The 17,829-nt window shown below is 74.6% G+C and carries 14 protein-coding genes and 1 pseudogene; 8 read left to right on the plus strand and 7 right to left on the minus strand.

The features are described 5' to 3' along the window. Positions 1-37: 37 nt before the first annotated feature. On the minus strand, positions 38-1,567 hold the full coding sequence (locus ACIQKA_RS25670; RefSeq protein ID WP_391096028.1) for an FAD-dependent oxidoreductase: 1,530 nt from the start codon (positions 1,565-1,567) through the stop codon (positions 38-40). Between the two features lie 327 nt (positions 1,568-1,894). Here ACIQKA_RS25670 and ACIQKA_RS25675 point away from each other — a divergent pair, with 327 nt between their 5' ends. After that, positions 1,895-3,115 carry a PucR family transcriptional regulator gene (locus ACIQKA_RS25675; protein ID WP_402542497.1) on the plus strand — a complete coding sequence of 407 codons (1,221 nt, stop codon included), beginning with the start codon at positions 1,895-1,897 and terminating at the stop codon, positions 3,113-3,115. A 28-nt stretch (positions 3,116-3,143) separates the two neighbouring features. Here the strand turns inward: ACIQKA_RS25675 and ACIQKA_RS25680 are convergent, their stop codons facing one another. From ACIQKA_RS25680 to ACIQKA_RS25695, 4 genes are all read right to left on the minus strand, one after another. Further along, positions 3,144-3,929 carry a TetR family transcriptional regulator gene (locus ACIQKA_RS25680; RefSeq protein WP_402542499.1) on the minus strand — a complete coding sequence of 262 codons (786 nt, stop codon included), beginning with the start codon at positions 3,927-3,929 and terminating at the stop codon, positions 3,144-3,146. 73 nt (positions 3,930-4,002) lie between these two features. Further along, positions 4,003-5,376 carry a hypothetical protein gene (locus tag ACIQKA_RS25685; protein WP_402542500.1) on the minus strand — a complete coding sequence of 458 codons (1,374 nt, stop codon included), beginning with the start codon at positions 5,374-5,376 and terminating at the stop codon, positions 4,003-4,005. Next, positions 5,373-6,179: a hypothetical protein gene (locus ACIQKA_RS25690; protein ID WP_402542523.1), complete on the minus strand. Its 807-nt coding sequence runs from the start codon at positions 6,177-6,179 to the stop codon at positions 5,373-5,375. The genes ACIQKA_RS25685 and ACIQKA_RS25690 overlap by 4 nt, the downstream gene beginning before the upstream one ends. A gap of 5 nt (positions 6,180-6,184) precedes the next feature. Beyond that, positions 6,185-8,443 (minus strand): right-handed parallel beta-helix repeat-containing protein, encoded by a 2,259-nt coding sequence (locus ACIQKA_RS25695; RefSeq protein ID WP_402542501.1) that lies wholly within the window; start codon positions 8,441-8,443, stop codon positions 6,185-6,187. A gap of 151 nt (positions 8,444-8,594) precedes the next feature. On the opposite strand from ACIQKA_RS25695, the gene hmgA reads away from it, so the two are divergent. The 4 genes from hmgA to ACIQKA_RS25715 all read left to right on the plus strand — a co-directional run bounded on the left by hmgA (position 8,595) and on the right by ACIQKA_RS25715 (position 13,301). Continuing rightward, positions 8,595-9,908, plus strand: coding sequence for a homogentisate 1,2-dioxygenase (gene hmgA, locus ACIQKA_RS25700; RefSeq protein WP_383437304.1), 1,314 nt, complete (start codon positions 8,595-8,597; stop codon positions 9,906-9,908). A 39-nt stretch (positions 9,909-9,947) separates the two neighbouring features. Next, positions 9,948-10,697 carry a GntR family transcriptional regulator gene (locus tag ACIQKA_RS25705; RefSeq protein WP_383153113.1) on the plus strand — a complete coding sequence of 250 codons (750 nt, stop codon included), beginning with the start codon at positions 9,948-9,950 and terminating at the stop codon, positions 10,695-10,697. Positions 10,698-10,730: 33 nt separating this feature from the next. Continuing rightward, positions 10,731-11,954: a type ISP restriction/modification enzyme gene (locus ACIQKA_RS25710; protein ID WP_383153111.1), complete on the plus strand. Its 1,224-nt coding sequence runs from the start codon at positions 10,731-10,733 to the stop codon at positions 11,952-11,954. 150 nt (positions 11,955-12,104) lie between these two features. Beyond that, a complete protein-coding gene (locus ACIQKA_RS25715; protein ID WP_391096018.1) occupies positions 12,105-13,301 on the plus strand; it encodes a CoA transferase in 1,197 nt (398 codons plus the stop codon). A gap of 151 nt (positions 13,302-13,452) precedes the next feature. Here ACIQKA_RS25715 and ACIQKA_RS25720 read toward each other — a convergent pair whose 3' ends face one another. Beyond that, the gene (locus ACIQKA_RS25720) at positions 13,453-13,725 is read right to left on the minus strand and encodes a hypothetical protein (RefSeq protein ID WP_079131446.1); all 273 of its coding nucleotides are present in this window, start codon (positions 13,723-13,725) and stop codon (positions 13,453-13,455) included. Between the two features lie 323 nt (positions 13,726-14,048). On the opposite strand from ACIQKA_RS25720, the gene ACIQKA_RS25725 reads away from it, so the two are divergent. Further along, positions 14,049-15,089: a protein kinase domain-containing protein gene (locus tag ACIQKA_RS25725; protein ID WP_391096016.1), complete on the plus strand. Its 1,041-nt coding sequence runs from the start codon at positions 14,049-14,051 to the stop codon at positions 15,087-15,089. Between the two features lie 101 nt (positions 15,090-15,190). Here ACIQKA_RS25725 and ACIQKA_RS25730 read toward each other — a convergent pair whose 3' ends face one another. Continuing rightward, positions 15,191-15,997: a GDSL-type esterase/lipase family protein gene (locus ACIQKA_RS25730; protein ID WP_391096014.1), complete on the minus strand. Its 807-nt coding sequence runs from the start codon at positions 15,995-15,997 to the stop codon at positions 15,191-15,193. Positions 15,998-16,112: 115 nt separating this feature from the next. On the opposite strand from ACIQKA_RS25730, the pseudogene ACIQKA_RS25735 reads away from it, so the two are divergent. Beyond that, positions 16,113-16,628: pseudogene (locus ACIQKA_RS25735) on the plus strand (polysaccharide deacetylase family protein); the annotation flags it as partial. A 79-nt stretch (positions 16,629-16,707) separates the two neighbouring features. Beyond that, entirely contained in the window at positions 16,708-17,826 is a 1,119-nt protein-coding gene (locus tag ACIQKA_RS25740) for a DUF5925 domain-containing protein (RefSeq protein WP_383437316.1), read from the plus strand. Positions 17,827-17,829 lie beyond the last annotated feature (3 nt).

Here is a 17,829-nt window from a genome sequence, read left to right on the forward strand (position 1 = left end):
CCCCTCGCCCCCCACCGGGGAGCCGTCATCCCTCTCGTCAGGGAGCCGTCGTCGTGGTGCGGGCGGGTGTCGTCGTGGCGCGGGCGGCCCCGGACCGGGTGAAGTGCAGTTCCGGGTCGACGACGCTGTCGGAACGGAGCAGCTTGACGTCCGAGTGGTAGTCCATCGAGGTCAGCCACGGCATCCGGTCGCCCTGGCGGGGCAGCCGGTCGACCGCGCGCCGGACGTAGCCGGCGTCGAAGTCGAGGAACGGCCGGGTCGGCATCGCCGGATCGGCGGGCTCGGGCCGGCAGACGTCGTGGCCGGAGGCGTCCATGTGCGCGAGGAGCCGGCAGAAGTGCTCGCACAGCAGGCCGACCTTCAGCGTCCAGGAGCTGTTGGTGTAGCCGATCGAGAAGGCCAGGTTGGGCACTCCGGAGAGCATCATGCCCTTGTAGGCGACGGTGTCGGAGGGACGGACCTCCTCGCCGTCGACGGTGATCCGGATCCCGCCGAACACCTGCACGTCCAGACCGGTCGCGGTGACGACGACGTCGGCCCCGAGTTCGCGGCCGGACTCCAGTCGTACCCCGTCCTCGGTGAAGGTGGCGATCCGGTCGGTGACGACCGAGGCCTTCCCGGCGCGGATGGCCTTGAACAGGTCCCCGTCGGGCACGGCGCACAGGCGCTGGTCCCAGGGGTCGTACGGCGGGTTGAAGTGTTCGTCGACCGGGTAGCCCTCGGGCAGTTGTCTGGCGTTGACCCACCGGATGACCTTGCGCGCGGCCTTCGGGCAGCGTCGGCAGAAGGCCCAGACGAAGTGCTGCTGGGCGATGTTCTTGCGCCGGGTCAGCGCGTATCCCCGCTCCTGCCCGAGGTACTTCTTCAGGGCGTTGGCGACCACGTCCTTCTTCGACACCGGCATGACGTACGACGGGGTCCGCTGGAGCATCGTCACGTGCGCGGCGGTGTCGGCCATGGCGGGCAGCAGCGTGACCGCGGTGGCGCCGCTGCCGATCACCAGCACCCGCTTGCCGGTGTGGTCGAGGTCCTCGGGCCAGTGCTGCGGGTGGACGATCGTGCCGCGGAAGCGCTCCCGGCCCTCGAAGTGCGGGGTGAACCCCTGGTCGTAGCGGTAGTAGCCGCCCGCGCAGAACAGCCAGGAGCAGGTGAGCGTCGTCCGCTCGCCGGTGTCGGCGTGCTCGACGTGCACCGTCCACCGCGCCCGGTCGCTCGACCAGGAGGCGGAGAGCACCTTGTGGTGGTAGCGGATGTGGGCGTCGAGGCCGTTCTCGGTCGCGGTCTCGCGCAGGTACGACAGGATCCGGGGCGCGGCGGCGATGGACTCCTCGTCCCGCCACGGCTTGAACTCGTAGCCGAAGGTGTGCAGGTCGGAGTCGGACCGGATCCCCGGGTAGCGGAACAGGTCCCAGGTCCCGCCGGAGGCGGCCCGGGCCTCCAGGATCGCGAAGGTCTTCGACGGGAGTCCGGTCTTCAGATAGCGGCCGGCCCCGATGCCGGAGATGCCGGCGCCGATGATCAGGACGTCGAGGTGCTCGGCGGCGGGCCGGGCTGAGGGAACGGACATGGGCAGCGGCTCCAGACGACGAGACGGCAGCGGGAGGGCGGGAGAACGGGGTGGCGGGGTGGCGGGGTGGCGGGGTGGCGGGGTGGCGGGGTGGCGGGGTGGCGGGGTGGCGGGGTGGCGGGGTGGCGGAAGGAACGACAGGACAGCGGCCGCGGGCAGGACAGCGGGGTGGTGGGCGACGGGAGAACGGAGCGGCGGGGCGACGGGAGACGTGGCGACGGCGACGTGTGGTCCGACCATGGTGAGGTGCGGACGACCGGGCGGCCAAGCGCGATGTGCACCGGACGGCCGCCCTCACGGTGCGATGTGCACCACTACAGTCCCCGTATGCCGCTGTGGAAACCGCCCTCGCCCCGCGTCCGGGAGCTGATCCGCCGGGGTGCCGAGACGGCGCTCGACCCCAGGCCGGAGTGGCTCGCCGAACTCGACGCGGCCACGCTGTCCAGCCAGGCGCAGCAGGCGGTCGCCGCCGACCCGGTGCTCGCCGCCGGGATGCGCCGGACCAACCGGTCCAACCTGCTGTTCTGGGCGGCCTCCAACGTGCGCGCTCCGGGCGAACCCGTGCCCGCGAACGAGGGGGAAGCACCGCTGGCCATCGCCCGCGACCTCGTGCGGCGCGGTCTCGACGAGACCGCGCTCGACGCCTACCGGGTCGGCCAGGGCGTCGCCGTGCGCGTGTGGACGCAGATCGCCTGCTCGCTCACCGACGACACCGAGGACCTGCGCGAACTGCTCGACGTGTCGCTGCGGTCCATCTCCGCCTTCGTGGACGACACCGTCGCCGCCATCGCCGCACGCATGCACGTGGAGCGCGGCGAACTCACCCGGGGCACCCACGCCGAACGCCGCGAGGTCGTGGCCCTGCTGCTGGACGGCGCGCCGATCACCCGGCAGCGCGCCCAGGCCCGGCTGGGCTACGCCCTGGACCCGACGCACACCGCCGCGGTCGTCTGGACCGACGATCCCGACGCCGACCTCCACCGGCTCGACCGCGCCGCGGACGCCCTCGCCGCAGCGGCGGACGGGGCGCCGCCGCTGAGCGTCATCGCGGGCGCCGCGACCCGCTGGGTGTGGGTCCACGGCCGGCCCGACACGGACCGGATCCGGGACGCCCTGGAAGCGCTGCCGGCCGTGCGCGTCGCGCTCGGCTCGGCCGCGCCCGGCGTCGACGGCTTCCGCCGCGGCCACCTCGACGCGCTCACCACCCAGCGGATGCTGGCCAGGCTCTCGTCCACCCGGCGCCTGACCTCGTACGACGAGGTCGAGCTCGTCGCGCTCCTCACCCAGGACACCGAACACGCCGACCGCTTCGTCACGCGCGTCCTCGGTGACCTGGCGGCGGCGCCGGCCGAGATCACCGAGGCGGTACGCGTCTTCACCGCCGAGCGGTGCAACGCCTCCCGGGCCGCCGCCCGCCTCTTCGTCCACCGCAACACCCTGCTCCGGCGCCTGACCCATGCCGACCGGCTGCTGCCGCTCCCGCTCGCGTCCCGCCCCCTCGACGTGGCGGCCGCCCTCGAAGTCCTCCGCTGGCGCGGACGCGACTGACCCGGGGCCGTCCCGCCTTCCGCGGCTCCTACGAGAGGGACGGCCCCAGGTACGCGTGCAGGAGGAGCCGGGTCTCGTCGACGAGCGCCGGGTCTCCGGCGGGGTCGGCGCGGAAGGCGAGCCGGACGAGGGCGTCGGCGGTCTCGACCCCGACGAGCACCTTCCGGTGCAGTTCCTCGTCGGCGGGGCGGCCCAGATGCGCGGCGAGGAGCCCGCAGATCCGCTCGGCGACGAGCCGGTTGGGATCCTCGACCTCGTCACGCGGGTCCGCGTCGTCGCCCGAGCCCGTACCGCCATCCGGGCCCGCGTCGTCACCCGAGCGCCCATCGCCACGCGCACCCGCATCGCCACCCGCACCTTCATCGTCACCCGGACCGCCGTCACCTCCGGCGGTGCCGCCGGAGACCTCTCCGGGTGCGGCGGCGGGCACGCCGAAGTCGACCAGGGCGAAGCCCGGGACGGTCCGCTTCATCGCGATGAACTCGTCGAGGACGCCGTCGATGGCGCCGTACGCGTCGAGGGGCGGGGTCACGGCGAGGCGCTCGGAGACCCGCTCGGCGTACCGGTCGAGGTTGCGGAGGGCGAGGGCCGCGACCATCGCCCGCTTGTTGCCGAAGAAGCGGTAGACGGAGCCGATGGGCACACCGGCGCGGACGGCGACGGCACGGGTGCTCAGCCGCTCGTACCCGGTCTCGTCGAGGAGCGCGGCGCAGGCGTCGAGGATCCGGGCGAGCCGTTCGGCGCTGCGCTGCTGCACGGGGGCGCGGCGGAGCGCCGGAGCGGTCGGGGGGCGGGTCTGGGGCACGGGGTCCATGATGCCGCTCCGGCGGGTACGGACGAAGCCGGGCCCTCGGACGACGAACAGGCCCCTGCCCGAAGCCGGGTCCTCAGGCGACGAGCAGGCCGATGCCGCCGAGGGTGTACGCGATCATCAGCACGAACAGGGGGAGTTGACCGGCGACGGCCCGGGCCGGCGGGAAGAGGCGCACGGACCGGTCGTGGGCCGCGACGACGCCGAGGACGTGGCCGGTGACGACGGCGGCGACCTGGAGGGTCGCGAGGCCGCCGGGACTCAGGGGTGGAGCGGGTGAGGGGGCGTTGTCAGTGCCCCCTGCCATGATTACGGTGCGTGGAAGTTCAGTGACTAGGAGTGAGAAGTAGTGGGCAGTGAGATAGCCGAGGGCGATGGGCAGCAGGGAGTGGGCGAAGGAGGTGAGGGGGGTGGTGAGTTCGCGGTCCATGAGACGCAGGGCACCGGCGCAGAGGCCGTAGCAGGCGGCGGAGAGGGCCACGGCGGCGAGGAGGCCGAGGGTGGCGGTGGGGACGGGGCCGAGGGGTGAGGTCTGGAGGGCGGTGATCCAGCGGGGGTTGTCGGAGAGGCCGTCGTAGGCGGTGGAGCCGAGGAGGACGCAGACGGCGGCGACGAGACCGGGGCGTTGGGGGGTGGAGTCGAGGCCGTCGAACGGGGAGCGCAGGACCAGGCGGCCGTCGGCGCGGCGGCCGAGCGGGGAGAGCCGGGCGAGGAGGGAGGAGTACGCCTCGAAGGGGTCGGCGTGGGCGAACCAGCGGTCGCCGTACCGGGCGGCGCCCAGGAGCTGGACGCCGAGGTGGAGGGCGAGGGCGGTCAGGAGGGTGGCGCGGGAGGTGTTGTCGGGGGCGACGAGTTCGAGCCAGGTGAAGAGGAGGAGGCCCGCGGCGGCGGGGCGGATGCCGAGGGCGGCGGGCAGCGGGCGGGGGTTCCGCGGCGGATGGAGGGCGTGGAGGGCACGCAGGGGGTTGAGCAGGCGCCAGACGGGGCCGAACAGGAGGGAGGCGGGGACGAGTCCGACCCAGATGAGGACGTAGAGGGCACCGGGGGCGGGGTTGCGGTCCGGGTCGTCGGGGCCGAGGAGGAGGTGGAGGAGGAAGACGAGGGCGGCGGCGGCGCCGAGGAGCCGGAAGGCGGTGCGGGTGGACGGGGCGTCGGCGGCCCGTTGGAGGGCGGCGGGGAGCGGGCGTCCGGCCAGGTCGCCGCGGAAGCGGGAGGAGGACCAGAGCAGGCCGAGGGCGAGGAAGGAGACGAGGAGCGCGGTGAAGGCGCCGGCGTAGGCGTAGAAGGGCGAGAGGGGGAGGTCGTGCTGGGAGCCCACGCCGTGGGCGAGCGGGAGGGGGAATGCCGCGGCGTGGACATGGGCGGGCTCGTGCCCGTGGGCAAGGGCGAAGGCAGGAGCAGGGAGAGGAACCGGGACGGGGGCGAGGGCAGGGGCCAGGGCCGTGGTCATCGGACGACGAGTTGGGTCAGCACGAGTCCGGAATCGTGCGTCTCGACCTCGAAGAGGCCGGTGCGGTCCACGGTGAGGGCGAGGGTGGCGGGCGTGCCGGGAGAGAGCGGCAGTTCACGGTCGTAGCCGTGGACGTGGAGGGTGTCGTCGCGGTCGCTGGTGACATGGAGGGTGAGCTGTTCGCCCTTCTTCAACTCGATGCGGGAAGGAGGCGGTTGGACGGTCTTGCCGGTGATGGTGAGGGTGACGGTCCGGCCGGGTGCGGTGGGACGCGGACTCGGCGGGGCGGAGGCGGCGGGGGCCTCGCCCAGGGGGACGGTGGTCTGGACGGGGGCGCCGGCGGTGGCCCAGACGGTGTGGTCGTCCGCGTGGAGCCGGACGGTCAGGGTGCGCGCGCCTGCCGGTACGTGTCCCCAAAGCCCGTAGAGGCGGCCGGTCTCGCGGCCGTCGACCAGGAGGCGGGCGTGGCCCCGGCCGGGGACGGCCGCGCCGCCGGTGCTCTCCGGGGTGAAGAGGAACCTCTCCACGGTGAGGTGGACGTTCCAGCCGCCCTCGGAGTCGGGCCGGACCTCGGCCCGGACGGCGGGCGCTTCCGCCGCGGGAAGCTCCCGGAGCCGGTGCCCGGCCTCGTCCCGGGCCGGCAGCAGGGTGCCGCTGCCGCCGGTGGCCTCCTGGTGGCCGGTGCCGGGCTTGTGGTGGGTGGTGGCCCGGCCGCCGCAGCCCGCGAGGACCGGTGCGGCGGCCAGGACGAGCACCAGGCAGAGGCCGCCGAACCGGCGTCCGAGGGGCGGGGCCCCGAGCACGCGCGTCACGCGGTCCCCTCCTCGCGGTGCGGGCGGACGTCGGAGGCCGACGGGGGCACGGGGCCGGGGCCGGAGTCGTGGTCGTGGGCAGGGGTGGAGGTGGAGGTGGGGCCGGGGCCGGGGGCGGGGGCGGGGGCGGGGGCGGAAACACCGTCGAGGCCGGTCGACGCACCGCCGGGTCCCACCGGTGCGCCCCCCGGCTCCACCGGCACGCCCCCGGGTTCCACCGGCACGCTCCCCGGTTCGGCCGGTTCCGGGGTCGGCGGGCGGGTGCCCGCCGCCACCACGGCCCAGAGGATCCAGACGGCGCCGAGGAGGAGGCGGAGCCAGGCGGGGCTCACGGGGGTGCCGGGAATCATGAGGACCGCCTTGTCGAAGGCGTCGAGGAGGGTGAGGACGCCGAAGGCCAGGGTGGTCAGGGCGAAGGCGGGGCGGGCGGGGCGGAGGGCGGGGCCGAGGAGGGTCCACCAGGCGCCGGTCAGGAGCAGCGCGACGGCCGGGACGGGGGTGGGGGTGAGGGCGAGGGTCGAGCCGGCCACGTCGAGGGCGAGGCCCGCGAGGCCGAGGAGGGTGGCGGCGCCCGCGAGCCGGTTGCCGCGCAGTCGGCGCCACCACAGGGCGCCGCCGACGAGGGCGAGGACGAGGGAGCTGCCGAGGGCGAGTTGGGTCTCGACGCGCTGGAGGCCCCGGGCGCCGTACCAGTCGCAGCCGGCCGGGAGGCGGCGGGCCTGGACGTCGTAGTCGGCGCAGACGAGGAGCTGGGCGAGTTTGACGGGTTCGCCGACGAGGCGGTCGGCGGCGCCGGAGACCTCGCCGCGCCGGGCGCCGCACCGGGGCAGGGCGCCGGGGCTGCCGGCGCCGGTGTCGGCCTGCCAGCAGTTGCCGCCGCCCTGGCCGTCCCACCAGACGTCGGTGCGGTTGGGGCGGGAGGCGCCCGAGCGGTCGACGCCGAGGTGGTTGCCGGCGTAGCGGTTGTGGTGGGAGGTGTCGGTCTGCTTGCCCCAGGCGGACTCGCCGCGGATGAGGGCGGGGACGGCGTTGAGGTAGAAGGCGGCGCGCTGGTGGCCGTAGACCCAGTTGTCCTCGTAGAGGTTCCAGTTGCCTCCGGCGGTGATGATGCCGGTGCCGGGCGGCATGGAGATCTGGGGGCAGACGACGCCCTGTTCGTAGCCGCGTTCCACGGGCGGCCTGGCGCAGGTGCCGTCGGCGACGTACGGGTAGTAGTTCTGGTTGTTGTCGTGGATCAGGTTGCGTTCGAAGCGGGCGTGGTTCTGGGGCAGTCCGGGGTGGCCGGGGAAGGCGGAGTCCATGGAGGCGCCGCCCATGTTGTGGTCGAACTCGTTGTCGTGGACCCAGACCGAGTCCCCGGCGGTGCCGGAGTAGCCGACCATGTTGTGGTGGCTGCGGCAGCCGGTGATCTCGATGGAGTAGCGGGGGACGTCGTAGCCGCGGCCGTCGTTGATGTTCGAGGCCGAGCCGGGGTAGATGCCGGAGTCGCCGTTGCCGTAGGACTCGCAGTCCTTGTACAGGCCGTGGTCGGAGGCGAAGGTGAGGAAGCCGTACTCGTCGTTCCAGCGGGTGAGGACGTCGTCGATGACGAAGCCGTCGGCGGCGAGGACGTACAGCGAGTTGAAGGTGGTGCGCTGGGCGGTGAAGTTGCGGAAGTAGACGCCGTCGGAGCCGTCGGCCCGGATCGCGTTGAGCTTCTGGTACTTGGCGTCGACGACCACGTCGAGCCGGGAGGCGCCGGTGCCCTCGATCTGGAGGTCCTTCTTGCCGAGGATCGCGACCAGGTTCTGGTTGTGCGGGCACTGCCGCTGCTGCGCGTAGCTGAGGATCTGGTAGCCGAGCGCGGAGTTCGGGGCCTCCAGGCGGGCGCAGGCCCCGGTGGGCGGGGGCTGTGAGGGTTCCTCCTCGTAGAGGCCGGGGAGGATCGCGATGGTGAGGCCGGGCCGGTCGACGGCGTCGACGGCCTGCTGGAGGTGGCGGTACCCGGAGGCCGCGCAGCGCTCGAAGAGGGCGAGGTTGCGGGTCTTGAGCGCGGCGGGGAAGCCGGAGATCCGGCGCGCGAAGTCGGTCCGGTCGGTCTTGCAGACGAGGAGGTCGGGTTCGCCCGTGCGGAGCTTCGGCACGCTGCCGGAGCCGTCGGGGAAGGTGACGGGCCGCTCCTCGTGGGCCTGGGCCCCGGGGGCGGTGAACAGGGCCGCGGCGAGCGCCGCGAGCACGACCGAGAGCGCGAGGACGAACCTTCGGGTCCGGGACATGCGCGTGAGAGTAGAGCAATGTTCATCTTTTTTGACCCCCTCGCGCACACATCGGTCCGCACCCCCGCGCCTGCGCACCGTTGACGGGAGGCGCGCGGAATCCTACGGTCTCCCATAGGATTCCCTTGCGGACTCAGGACAGGAGCGGGCGATGACCACGGAGCAGGCCAGGAAGACGGCCGAGGGGCTCACCTACAGCACCGGTTTCGGCAACGAGCACGGCTCGGAGGCGATCCCCGGCGCGCTGCCGCACGGCCGCAACTCGCCGCAGCGCGCACCCCTCGGCCTCTACGCCGAGCAGCTCAGCGGCAGCGCCTTCACCGAGCCGCGGGCGCACAACCGCCGCTCCTGGCTCTACCGGATCCGCCCGTCGGCCGCGCACCCGCCGTACACCCGGGTCGACAACGGCGCGCTGCGCGGCGCCCCCTTCACCGAGACCGTGCCCGACCCCAACCGGCTGCGCTGGAACCCGCTGCCCGACCCGGCCCCCGGCACCGACTGGCTGGCCGGCCTGTGGACCCTCGGCGGCAACGGCGACGCGACCCAGCGCACCGGCATGGCCGTGCACCTCTACCACGCCAACGCCTCCATGGAGCGGGTCTTCGGCGACGCGGACGGCGAGCTGCTGATCGTCCCCGAGCGCGGCGGACTCCTCCTCCGCACCGAACTGGGCCTGCTCGCCGCCCGCCCCGGCGAGGTCGCGCTGATCCCGCGCGGGGTCCGCTTCCGCGTCGAGCTGCTCGACGAGACCGCCCGCGGCTACGTCTGCGAGAACTACGGCGCGCCCTTCCAGCTCCCCGACCTCGGCCCGATCGGCGCCAACGGCCTGGCCAACGCCCGGGACTTCCGGGCCCCGGTCGCCGCCCACGAGGACGTCGAGGGTCCGGTCGAGGTCGTCAACAAGTACTGCGGCAACCTCTGGTCCGCGACGTACGGGCACTCCCCGCTGGACGTCGTCGCCTGGCACGGCAACCACACCCCGTACGTCTACGACCTGCACCGCTTCAACGTCATCGGGACGATCTCGTACGACCACCCGGACCCGTCGATCTTCACGGTCCTCACCTCGCCCTCCGACACCCCGGGCCTCGCGAACGTGGACTTCGTGGCCTTCGCCCCGCGCTGGCTGGTCGGCGAGGACACCTTCCGGCCGCCGTACTTCCACCGGAACGTGATGAGCGAGTACATGGGCCTGATCGAGGGCGCGTACGACGCCAAGGCGGAAGGCTTCGTCCCCGGCGGCGGCTCGCTGCACAACATGATGTCCGCGCACGGCCCCGACCGGGAGACCTTCGACAGGGCGAGCGCCGCCGAGCTGAAGCCGCAGAAGATCGACGACGGCCTCGCCTTCATGTTCGAGACCCGGTGGCCGGTGACCGCGACCGCGCAGGCCGCGAACGCCGACCATCTGCAGAAGGGGTACGACGACGTGTGGCAGGGTCTGGAGCGCCATTTCCGGCCGTAAAGTCCCGGCCGTAAGCCCGTAGTCCCGTACGGAGGACCCGTGACCGCCTTCGCTCCCGATTCGCTGGTCCTGAACCGCAAGCTGCCGCTCTGGTACCAGGTGTCGCAGTCGCTGCGCGCCTCGATACTGGGCCGCACGCCCGACGCCTCGCTGCGGCTGCCCACCGAGGAGCAGCTCGCCGCGCACTACGGCGTGAGCGTGCTCACGATGCGCCAGGCCCTCAAGGAGCTGGAGGAGGAGGGCCTGATCAGCCGGCACCGGCGGCGCGGCACCTTCATCGAGCCGGGTGCCCGCCGCTCCACCCCGCGCCGGCTGCTCGGCTCGATCGACGCGATCGTGGCCCAGCAGTCGGGCGAGCGGACGACGGTCCTCGGGCACGGCGCCGGGCCGGTGCCCGGGGAGCTCGCGGAGTACTTCCCCGACGTGCCCGAGGTCGTGGCGTACCGACGGCTGCGCAGCGACGGGGAGAGCGGCGAGCCGACGAACTGGGCGGAGAACGCGGTGCTTCCCGAACTCGCCGCCGCGATCGACCCGGCGGACCTGGAGCGCTGGCCGATGACGAAGGTGCTGCGGGACGTGGTCGGGGTGCGGATCAGCCGCATCACGGACACGGTCGAGGCCCGCCTCGCCGACCCGGAGACGGCGGGCCTGCTCCAGGTCCCGCTGCTCTCCCCGATCCTCCACTACACGGGCGTGACCTACGACGAGGACGGCCGGGTCGTCGACGTGGCCCGCATCCGCTACCGCGGCGACCGCTTCTCCTTCACGGTCACGGTCGAGGCCCACTGACGTGCTGGAGGCGAACCGACGGCGGTCGTTAGCATGCGGGGCGTGACCGATGACGCCCGGCCGCAGGACGCGCCCCTCCTCGACGAGTTGATGCCGTGGTCCGTGGCCCCGCTGCGGTTCGGCCGCCCCTGGATCGTCGCCCCCGACGCGCGGACCCTGCGGACCCGCTGGGACCGGCTCGTGGCCGCCGAGGGCGCCGAGCGGGAGGCGCTCTTCCGGCCCAGCCGGGCCCGCACCCCCGCGAGCGCGGTGACCGCGCTGCCCGGACAGCGCACCGGGACCGTGCGGTTCGCGCGCGAGGCGGGCCCGTGCCCGGCGCCGGTACGGGTGGCGCCCGGACCGTTCGACGAGCAGTGGCTGCTCCCCGACCACCGGCTGATCGACACCGCCAGGCCGGAGCTGTGGCGGGTCGCCGGGGAGCCGCAGCTGTTCGCCGTCGAGCAGGGGTACGTGCCGGGGGCGGCCGGGCCCGCGCTCCTGGTGACGGCCGCGCTGCCGGAGGGCCGCTCCCCGGCGGGCCGGCCGGGCCGGATCCGGCCGCTGTTCCGCCGCCCCGGCGGCCACGAGCCCAATCTCGCCCCCGGGCTCCTGGACTTCCTCGGGCAGCGGTACGGGCAGGAGGTCGGCGCCCGTGACTGGCTGGCGTGGGCGGTGGCGGCGGCCCGCCCCTCCCCCGCCGGGTGCCGCGTCCCGCTCCCCGCCGGCCCGGAGGTCTGGGCGGCGGGCGTGGCGCTCGGCCGGGACCTCCTCGACGTGCAGCTGCGGGGCGCCCCGACCGGGACGAAGCCCCGGCTGCCGGGCGGCCGCCGCCCCTACGTGCGGGCTGCGGTCCCGGCCCGCCCGACGACGATGGCGTACGACCCCGAGGAGGAGGCGCTCGACCTCGACGGGGGCCGGATCTCCCCCGTACCGGCGGAGGCCTGGGAGTTCCGGGTGGGCGGGGCGCGGGTCCTGGAGCAGTGGTTCGCGCGCCGGACCGCTCCGGCGGAGCCCGGCTCCCTGGAGGCGATCGGACCGGCCGCCTGGCCGCAGGAGTGGACCTCGGAGCTGCTCGACCTGATCACCGTGCTCGCCCTGCTGGGGGCGCGGGAGCCGGAACGGGCGGCCCTCGCGGCGCGGGGGCCGGAGGGTGCGGAGGAGGGCGCGGCGGCCCTGCGCGCCGCCGGAGTGCTGCCGCCGCCCGCGCGGACCCGCCGCCCCGCGTCCGTGCTGGACCACCGGGAGGAAGGACCGGAGGGGCAGTTCGCCCTGCTGTGACCGGCGGCGCGCCCGGAACAGCCGAGGCCGCCGAAGCGACGGGAACGGCAAGAGCGACAGGAACGGCAGGAACGACGGGAGAGCGGCGCGGAGGAGGGTGACGCGTTCCCGGGTGACAAGGGCCGGTCCGGCAGGGTAGGCAGGGCGGTCATGAGCACTCAGCCACTCCCCCTCGAAGGGATCACGGTCGTCGCCGTCGAGCAGGCGGTCGCCGCGCCCTTCGCCACCCGCCAGCTCGCCGACCTCGGCGCCCGCGTCGTCAAGATCGAGCGCCCCGACGGCGGCGACTTCGCCCGCGGGTACGACACCGCCGCCCGGGGCCTGGCCTCCCACTTCGTGTGGTGCAACCGCGGCAAGGAGTCGGTGGCGATCGACCTCAAGGACCCCCGCGGCCTGGCCCTCGCCCGGCGGCTCGCGGCCGGCGCCGACGTCTTCGTGCAGAACCTGGCGCAGGGGGCGGCGGCCCGCCTCGGCCTCGACGCCGCCACCCTGTGCGCCGCGCACCCCCGGCTGATCGCGGTGGACGTCTCGGGGTACGGGGCGGAGGGCCCGTACGCGCACCGGCGGGCGTACGACATGCTCGTCCAGTGCGAGGCGGGTCTGGTGTCGGTGACCGGGACCCCGGAGCACCCCGCCAAGTCGGGCGTCCCGGCGGCCGACATCGCCGCCGGGATGTACGCCTTCTCGGGTGTCCTCGCCGCGCTCGTGCGGCGCGGCGCGACCGGCCGGGGCGGGCCGGTGGAGGTGTCCCTCCTGGACTCGCTCGCCGAGTGGATGGGACATCCGCTGCACCACGGGATGCACGGAGGGGCGGCCCCGGCGCGCACCGGGCTCGCGCACGCGGTGATCGCCCCGTACGACGCCTATCCGACGGCGGACGGGGGCCTGGTGCTGCTCTCCGTGCAGAACGACCGGGAATGGCGGAGGCTCGCCGGGCAGGTGCTCGGCCGGCCCGGCCTCGCCGACGATCCGGCCTTCGCGACGAACGCGGCGCGGGTCGCGGGGCGGGCGGCGACGGACGCGGTGGTCGCGGAGGCGCTGGCCCCGCTCGCGGCGGAGGAGGCGCTCGCCCGGCTCGACGCGGCGGGCATCGCCTGCGCCCGGCTCAACTCGGTGGCGGAACTGGCGGACCATCCGCAGCTGACGGCCCGTGACCGGTGGCGGGAGGTGGAGTCGCCGGTCGGGCCGCTGCGGACGCTGCTCCCGCCGATCGTGTTCCCGGACGCGCCGGAGCCCCGGACGGACCGGATCCCGGCCCTGGGACAGGACACGGACGAGGTGCTCGCCGGACTCGGACTGCGGGAGTCGGAGGTGAGGGAGCTCAGGAACGCGGGCGTGGTCGCCTGACGGGGCCGACGGGAGCGGGTGGCCGGGCGCGGGCGGGAGACGGACAGGGAGGGCGCGGGGCGCGGGGCGTGCGGACACGACGAACGCCGGACGGGCGGGGACACGTCCGGCGGAGTCGTGGTCGGGGCCGTACGGGCGGCCGGGACCGGGGCTAGCGGCGGGTGCCGAAGAGGGAGCGGCGGAGTCGGCGGAGCGGTGCGAAGAGCGACACGCGTGCGCTGCGGCTGCGGTGACCGTGCACCGGCGCCTCGCGCGTACGCGTCGTCAGTTCCCGCATCAGCAGGGTCGCCTCGGCCGCCTCGCGCTGGGGCACGGCGGGACCGCCGAGCACCGCGAGATGACGATCGAGCCGCGAACTGGTCGCGCTGCTCCCGCAGGTGATGGCAGGCACTCGGGGCCTGCTGCGCATTGCTATCTGTTCCATGTCACTCCCCACCCGTACAAGGGCACCCGACCCGGGCAGGTTAACCCTATCGCCCCGTCATGACACCCGTGTATCCCGGCGACGGGATTCAACGCACTCGTACGAGGGTTGACGGTCACCCTCCGAATACGTGCGATTCCAGGGCGAGTTGGACAGGGCTCGAACACCTGTCGAACCGTCACGAACCATCCTGCACTCCGGCGCGACCAACGGGGGTACGCGGAGCCGTGTGATCTCCACCACCAAGATCCGCCGGCGGTTCCGGCGGCCCGGCCCGGTGCCGGACCGGAGCCGGACGGGCGCCCCTCGGCTACCGTGGATCCATGACGGTGATCGCGGGTCGTTACCGGCTTCTGGACGTCCTGGCCGAGGGGGCGACGGGCACCGTCTGGCGCGCCCTGGACGAGACGGGCGGCCACGAGGTGGCCCTGAAGGAGTCCCGGGTCCCGCCCGGACTCCCGGCCGACGGGGCGCCTCCGCTCCACGCGCGGCGGGAGCGCGACGCGCGGGCCGTCGCACGCGTCTCCCACCCCTCCGTCGTACGGGTCCTCGACGTGGTCTCCGAGGACGGCCGGCCCTGGGTGGCGACGGAGCTGGTCCGGGGCCTCACCCTCGCCGAGACCCTGGAGGCGGGCGGACCGCTGCCGTCGCGCGAGGCCGCGCGCGTCGGCGCCGAGGTCCTGGCCGGGCTGCGGGCGGCCCGGGACGCGGGCGTGCCCCACCGGGACGTGGAGCCGGAGGACGTGATCCTGGGGAACGACGGCCGGGTCGTCGTCACCGGTTTCGGCGGCGCGCCGGAGGACGACGCGGGTGCGGCGGCGGAGCTGCGCTCCCTGGGGGCGCTCCTGGAGACGGCGGCGGACGACCGGTCCGGCCCGCTGGGCGCCGTGATCGACGCGCTCCTGGGCGAGGGGCCGGAGGGCCCCGTGACGGCGGACCGGGCCGAGCGGGAGCTGCGCCGGGTCGCGGGCGGCGGCGCGCGGAGGCCCGCGGGCGGCGCGGGGGCGGACGGAAGCGGCACGGAGACGGGCGGAGCCGGCCCGCGCACGGGCGGGGGCGGCTCCCGGGCGGACGACGACGCACCGGGCGCCGGGTCCGCGCCGACCGCTCCGTCCCGGGACGTCGGCGAAGGCGGCGCGGCCGGCACTCCGGGCGGCCGGAAGCACAGGGCGCCCCGCCGGGTCCCCGTCCTGGTGGCCGGGGTCGTCGGGGCGCTGCTCATCGCGGGGGCGCTGGTCTACCACGCCGTACGGGACGACGGTCCGGGCGCCGGACCGGGTGCGCCGGGCGGTGTCACGAGCACCGTTCCGGCCGGTTCCGGCGCCACGGGGGCGGACGGCGCACCGGCTGCGCCGCGTTCCTGAACGGACACACCGGCTGCGCCGCGTTCCTGAACGGGCATACCGAGCGCACCGCGTTCCCGTTCGGGCGCACCGATTGTGCCGGGCTCCCGAACGGGCGCCGGTTACACCGCGTTCCTGAACGGCGGCAGGTAGCCGCCGGACTGCCCGGCGGCGGTCGGGTGGTACGACTCGCCGATGTTGAGCCAGTTGACGCTGTGCAGCCAGGCCGAGCCGGAGCAGATCTCGTGCCCGGTGAAGGCGGAGACGACACTGGCGAAGGTGTAGCCGTGGTCGGCGGCGCGCTTGGCCACGGCCGCGTTGAGGTGGTCGGAGGCTCCGTTGATGGCGCGGCGCTCGCCCTCGCTCAGGCCGGCGACGCAGGTGCCGTTCAGCTGGTAGAAGCGCGGGTAGCCGAGGACGACCACGCGGGCGTTGGGCGCCTTGCTCCTGATGGCGTCGTACACGGAGTCGAGCTTGCCGGGCAGGGTGGAGTCGACGTAGGCCTTGGCCTGATTCACACGGTTGACGCAGGTGGACTCGGACTGGAGCACACAGGTGGTCATGACGTCGGCGAAACCGGCGTCATTTCCCCCGATCGTGATGGAGACCAGGTCGGTGGCGGTCGAGAGCGGTCCGAGCTGATTGGCGGTCACATCACCCGTTCGGGCGCCCGAGCAAGCGGTGAAGGCGAACGAGGAGGGGGCGTTCGCGTTCTTCCAGAGGACGGGGTACGCCTTCGTGGAGCGCTTGCAGTCGCCGCTGGCGCCGTCGTAGCTGCCGGCTCCCACGCCGGAGGAGTACGAGTCCCCCAGCGCCACGTAGTCGAGTGCGGCGGTCTCCGCCGCCTGAGCGGTTCCCGCCCCGGTGAGGGCGAGGACGGCGCCGAGCAGGAGGGCGGAGGAGAGGGCGGTGAATCGGGGCAGTCTCATGGAACCTCCCTGTAGCAGGATCTCTGCGTTACCAGGTAGTAGCAGTGGATCCGCCGCCCCGGAAGTGTTCATGTCAAAACTGGGGGTGAACTTCCTCCGACCCTCCGTCAAGGACCATCGAAATCCGGCCACCTTCGTCTCCACCGGCCGGCTGCGCGGCGAGCACGACGAGGGCGGCGCGCTCGGCGCCGTGCCCGACCGGGCCCAGGGGCGCGAACCGGCCGACGCCGGGAAGGAGATCGGCGGGCACGGCCACAGCCGTCCGCAGCTCGACCAGCTCGACGCGGGGCGGCTCCGGTCCGAGACGCTGCGCCGCCGGGAGGTCGTCGGCGAGGAGCCGGGCACCGCCCCCGTCCCCTTCGCCCACCCGTACGGGTACTCCAGCCGGCGGGTCCGCCGGGCGGCCCGGGAGGCCGGGTTCGCCCAGGCGCTCGCCGTCGGCGACGCGCTCGCCCGCCGCCAGGGGCCGTACGCCCTGGAGCGGGTGACCGTGCGCCGGTCCACCGGCACCGAGGAGTTCGCCCGGCCGGTCGAGGGCCGCGCGATCGCCCGTGACTTCGCGGCCGGCCGGGCCGTGACGAAGGGGTGCGCGCTCGTACGGCGCGCCCGCGGCGCCCTGCGGGGCCGGTGGACCCGACGTACCGCCACTCCGGCGACCGGGGGCGCGCCCCGCCCTAAACACGGTGCGTCGCGGATCCGGTTGCCGGATCATGGGCGCCATGGCTGACACCCCACCGGCACCGTCCGAGCCGCAGCGGTCGCTGCCGATCCGGTTGAACCTCGACGACAGCGACTCGCCGTCGGACGTCGTCGACGCGCTGTTCCTCGGCCGCTTCGCGACCGGCGAGCAGCCCCACGCGCACAGCACCACCCTGGACCGGGTCAAGCCGGAGGCCACCCTCCTGCCGGCGGGCGCGCGCGTGCTGCGGGCCTCGAAGGACGACGACCGCAGCGCCCTGCTCGCCGAGGGCGAGGGCTGGACGCTCCTGGTCTCCCGCTGGAACCGGGGCGCGGACGTCACCGTGACGGCCACGGACGCGGAGCTGGCGACGCGGATCCTCGGCGAGGCCACGGACGGGGCGAAGGACGAGCCGGAGCCGCAGCCCGAGAACGTGACGATGGGCTTCTGGTACGTGTCGCCCCGGCGCGGTCCGCACCGCACCACCCGGCAGATCAGCGCCGGGACGTGGGAGGAGGTCCGGCCCAACTACGCGGCGCCGGTGGCCGAGTCCATGGACCGGCTGATGAAGGTGACGCCCGACTCCGTCGCGGGGCGCCTCCTGCTGCTGCACGGGCCGCCGGGCACCGGCAAGACGTCCGCGCTGCGGACCCTGGCGCGGTCCTGGCGGGACTGGTGCCAGGTGGACTGCGTGCTCGACCCGGAGCGGCTCTTCAACGACGTCGGCTATCTGATGGACATCGCCATCGGGGAGGACGAGGGCACGGCGAGGGGCCGCTGGCGGCTGCTGCTCCTGGAGGACTGCGACGAGCTGATCCGGGGCGAGGCGAAGCACACGGCGGGGCAGGCCCTGTCCCGGCTGCTCAACCTGACGGACGGACTGCTCGGGCAGGGGCGGAACGTGCTGGTCGGGGTCACCACCAACGAGGACCTGGAACGGCTCCACCCGGCCGTGGTCCGGCCGGGCCGCTGCCTGGCCCGCATCGAGGTGGGACCGCTGAGCCGGGCCGAGTCGGTGGCGTGGCTCGGGCGCGAGGAGGACGTGCCGCGCGAGGGCGCGACGCTGGCGGAGCTGTTCGCGCTCCGTCGCGGCACGCCCCCGGCGGGCCTTCCCGAGCCCCGCACGGCGGGGGCGGGGCTGTACCTGTAGGGG

This window comes from Streptomyces sp. NPDC092045 (genome assembly GCF_044756005.1).
In the GTDB taxonomy this organism is placed as follows: domain Bacteria; phylum Actinomycetota; class Actinomycetes; order Streptomycetales; family Streptomycetaceae; genus Streptomyces.

Bases quoted from the DNA above. Each gene is read 5' to 3' on its own strand.
- ACIQKA_RS25685 (WP_402542500.1), bottom strand. From the start codon at position 5,376: ATGACCACGGCCCTGGCCCCTGCCCTCGCCCCCGTCCCGGTTCCTCTC.
- ACIQKA_RS25730 (WP_391096014.1), bottom strand. From the start codon at position 15,997: ATGAGACTGCCCCGATTCACCGCCCTCTCCTCCGCCCTCCTGCTCGGC.
- ACIQKA_RS25710 (WP_383153111.1), top strand. From the start codon at position 10,731: ATGCGGGGCGTGACCGATGACGCCCGGCCGCAGGACGCGCCCCTCCTC.
- ACIQKA_RS25675 (WP_402542497.1), top strand. From the start codon at position 1,895: ATGCCGCTGTGGAAACCGCCCTCGCCCCGCGTCCGGGAGCTGATCCGC.
- ACIQKA_RS25715 (WP_391096018.1), top strand. From the start codon at position 12,105: ATGAGCACTCAGCCACTCCCCCTCGAAGGGATCACGGTCGTCGCCGTC.
- ACIQKA_RS25695 (WP_402542501.1), bottom strand. From the start codon at position 8,443: ATGTCCCGGACCCGAAGGTTCGTCCTCGCGCTCTCGGTCGTGCTCGCG.
- ACIQKA_RS25725 (WP_391096016.1), top strand. From the start codon at position 14,049: ATGACGGTGATCGCGGGTCGTTACCGGCTTCTGGACGTCCTGGCCGAG.
- hmgA (WP_383437304.1), top strand. From the start codon at position 8,595: ATGACCACGGAGCAGGCCAGGAAGACGGCCGAGGGGCTCACCTACAGC.
- ACIQKA_RS25740 (WP_383437316.1), top strand. From the start codon at position 16,708: ATGGGCGCCATGGCTGACACCCCACCGGCACCGTCCGAGCCGCAGCGG.
- ACIQKA_RS25670 (WP_391096028.1), bottom strand. From the start codon at position 1,567: ATGTCCGTTCCCTCAGCCCGGCCCGCCGCCGAGCACCTCGACGTCCTG.
- ACIQKA_RS25720 (WP_079131446.1), bottom strand. From the start codon at position 13,725: ATGGAACAGATAGCAATGCGCAGCAGGCCCCGAGTGCCTGCCATCACC.
- ACIQKA_RS25680 (WP_402542499.1), bottom strand. From the start codon at position 3,929: ATGGACCCCGTGCCCCAGACCCGCCCCCCGACCGCTCCGGCGCTCCGC.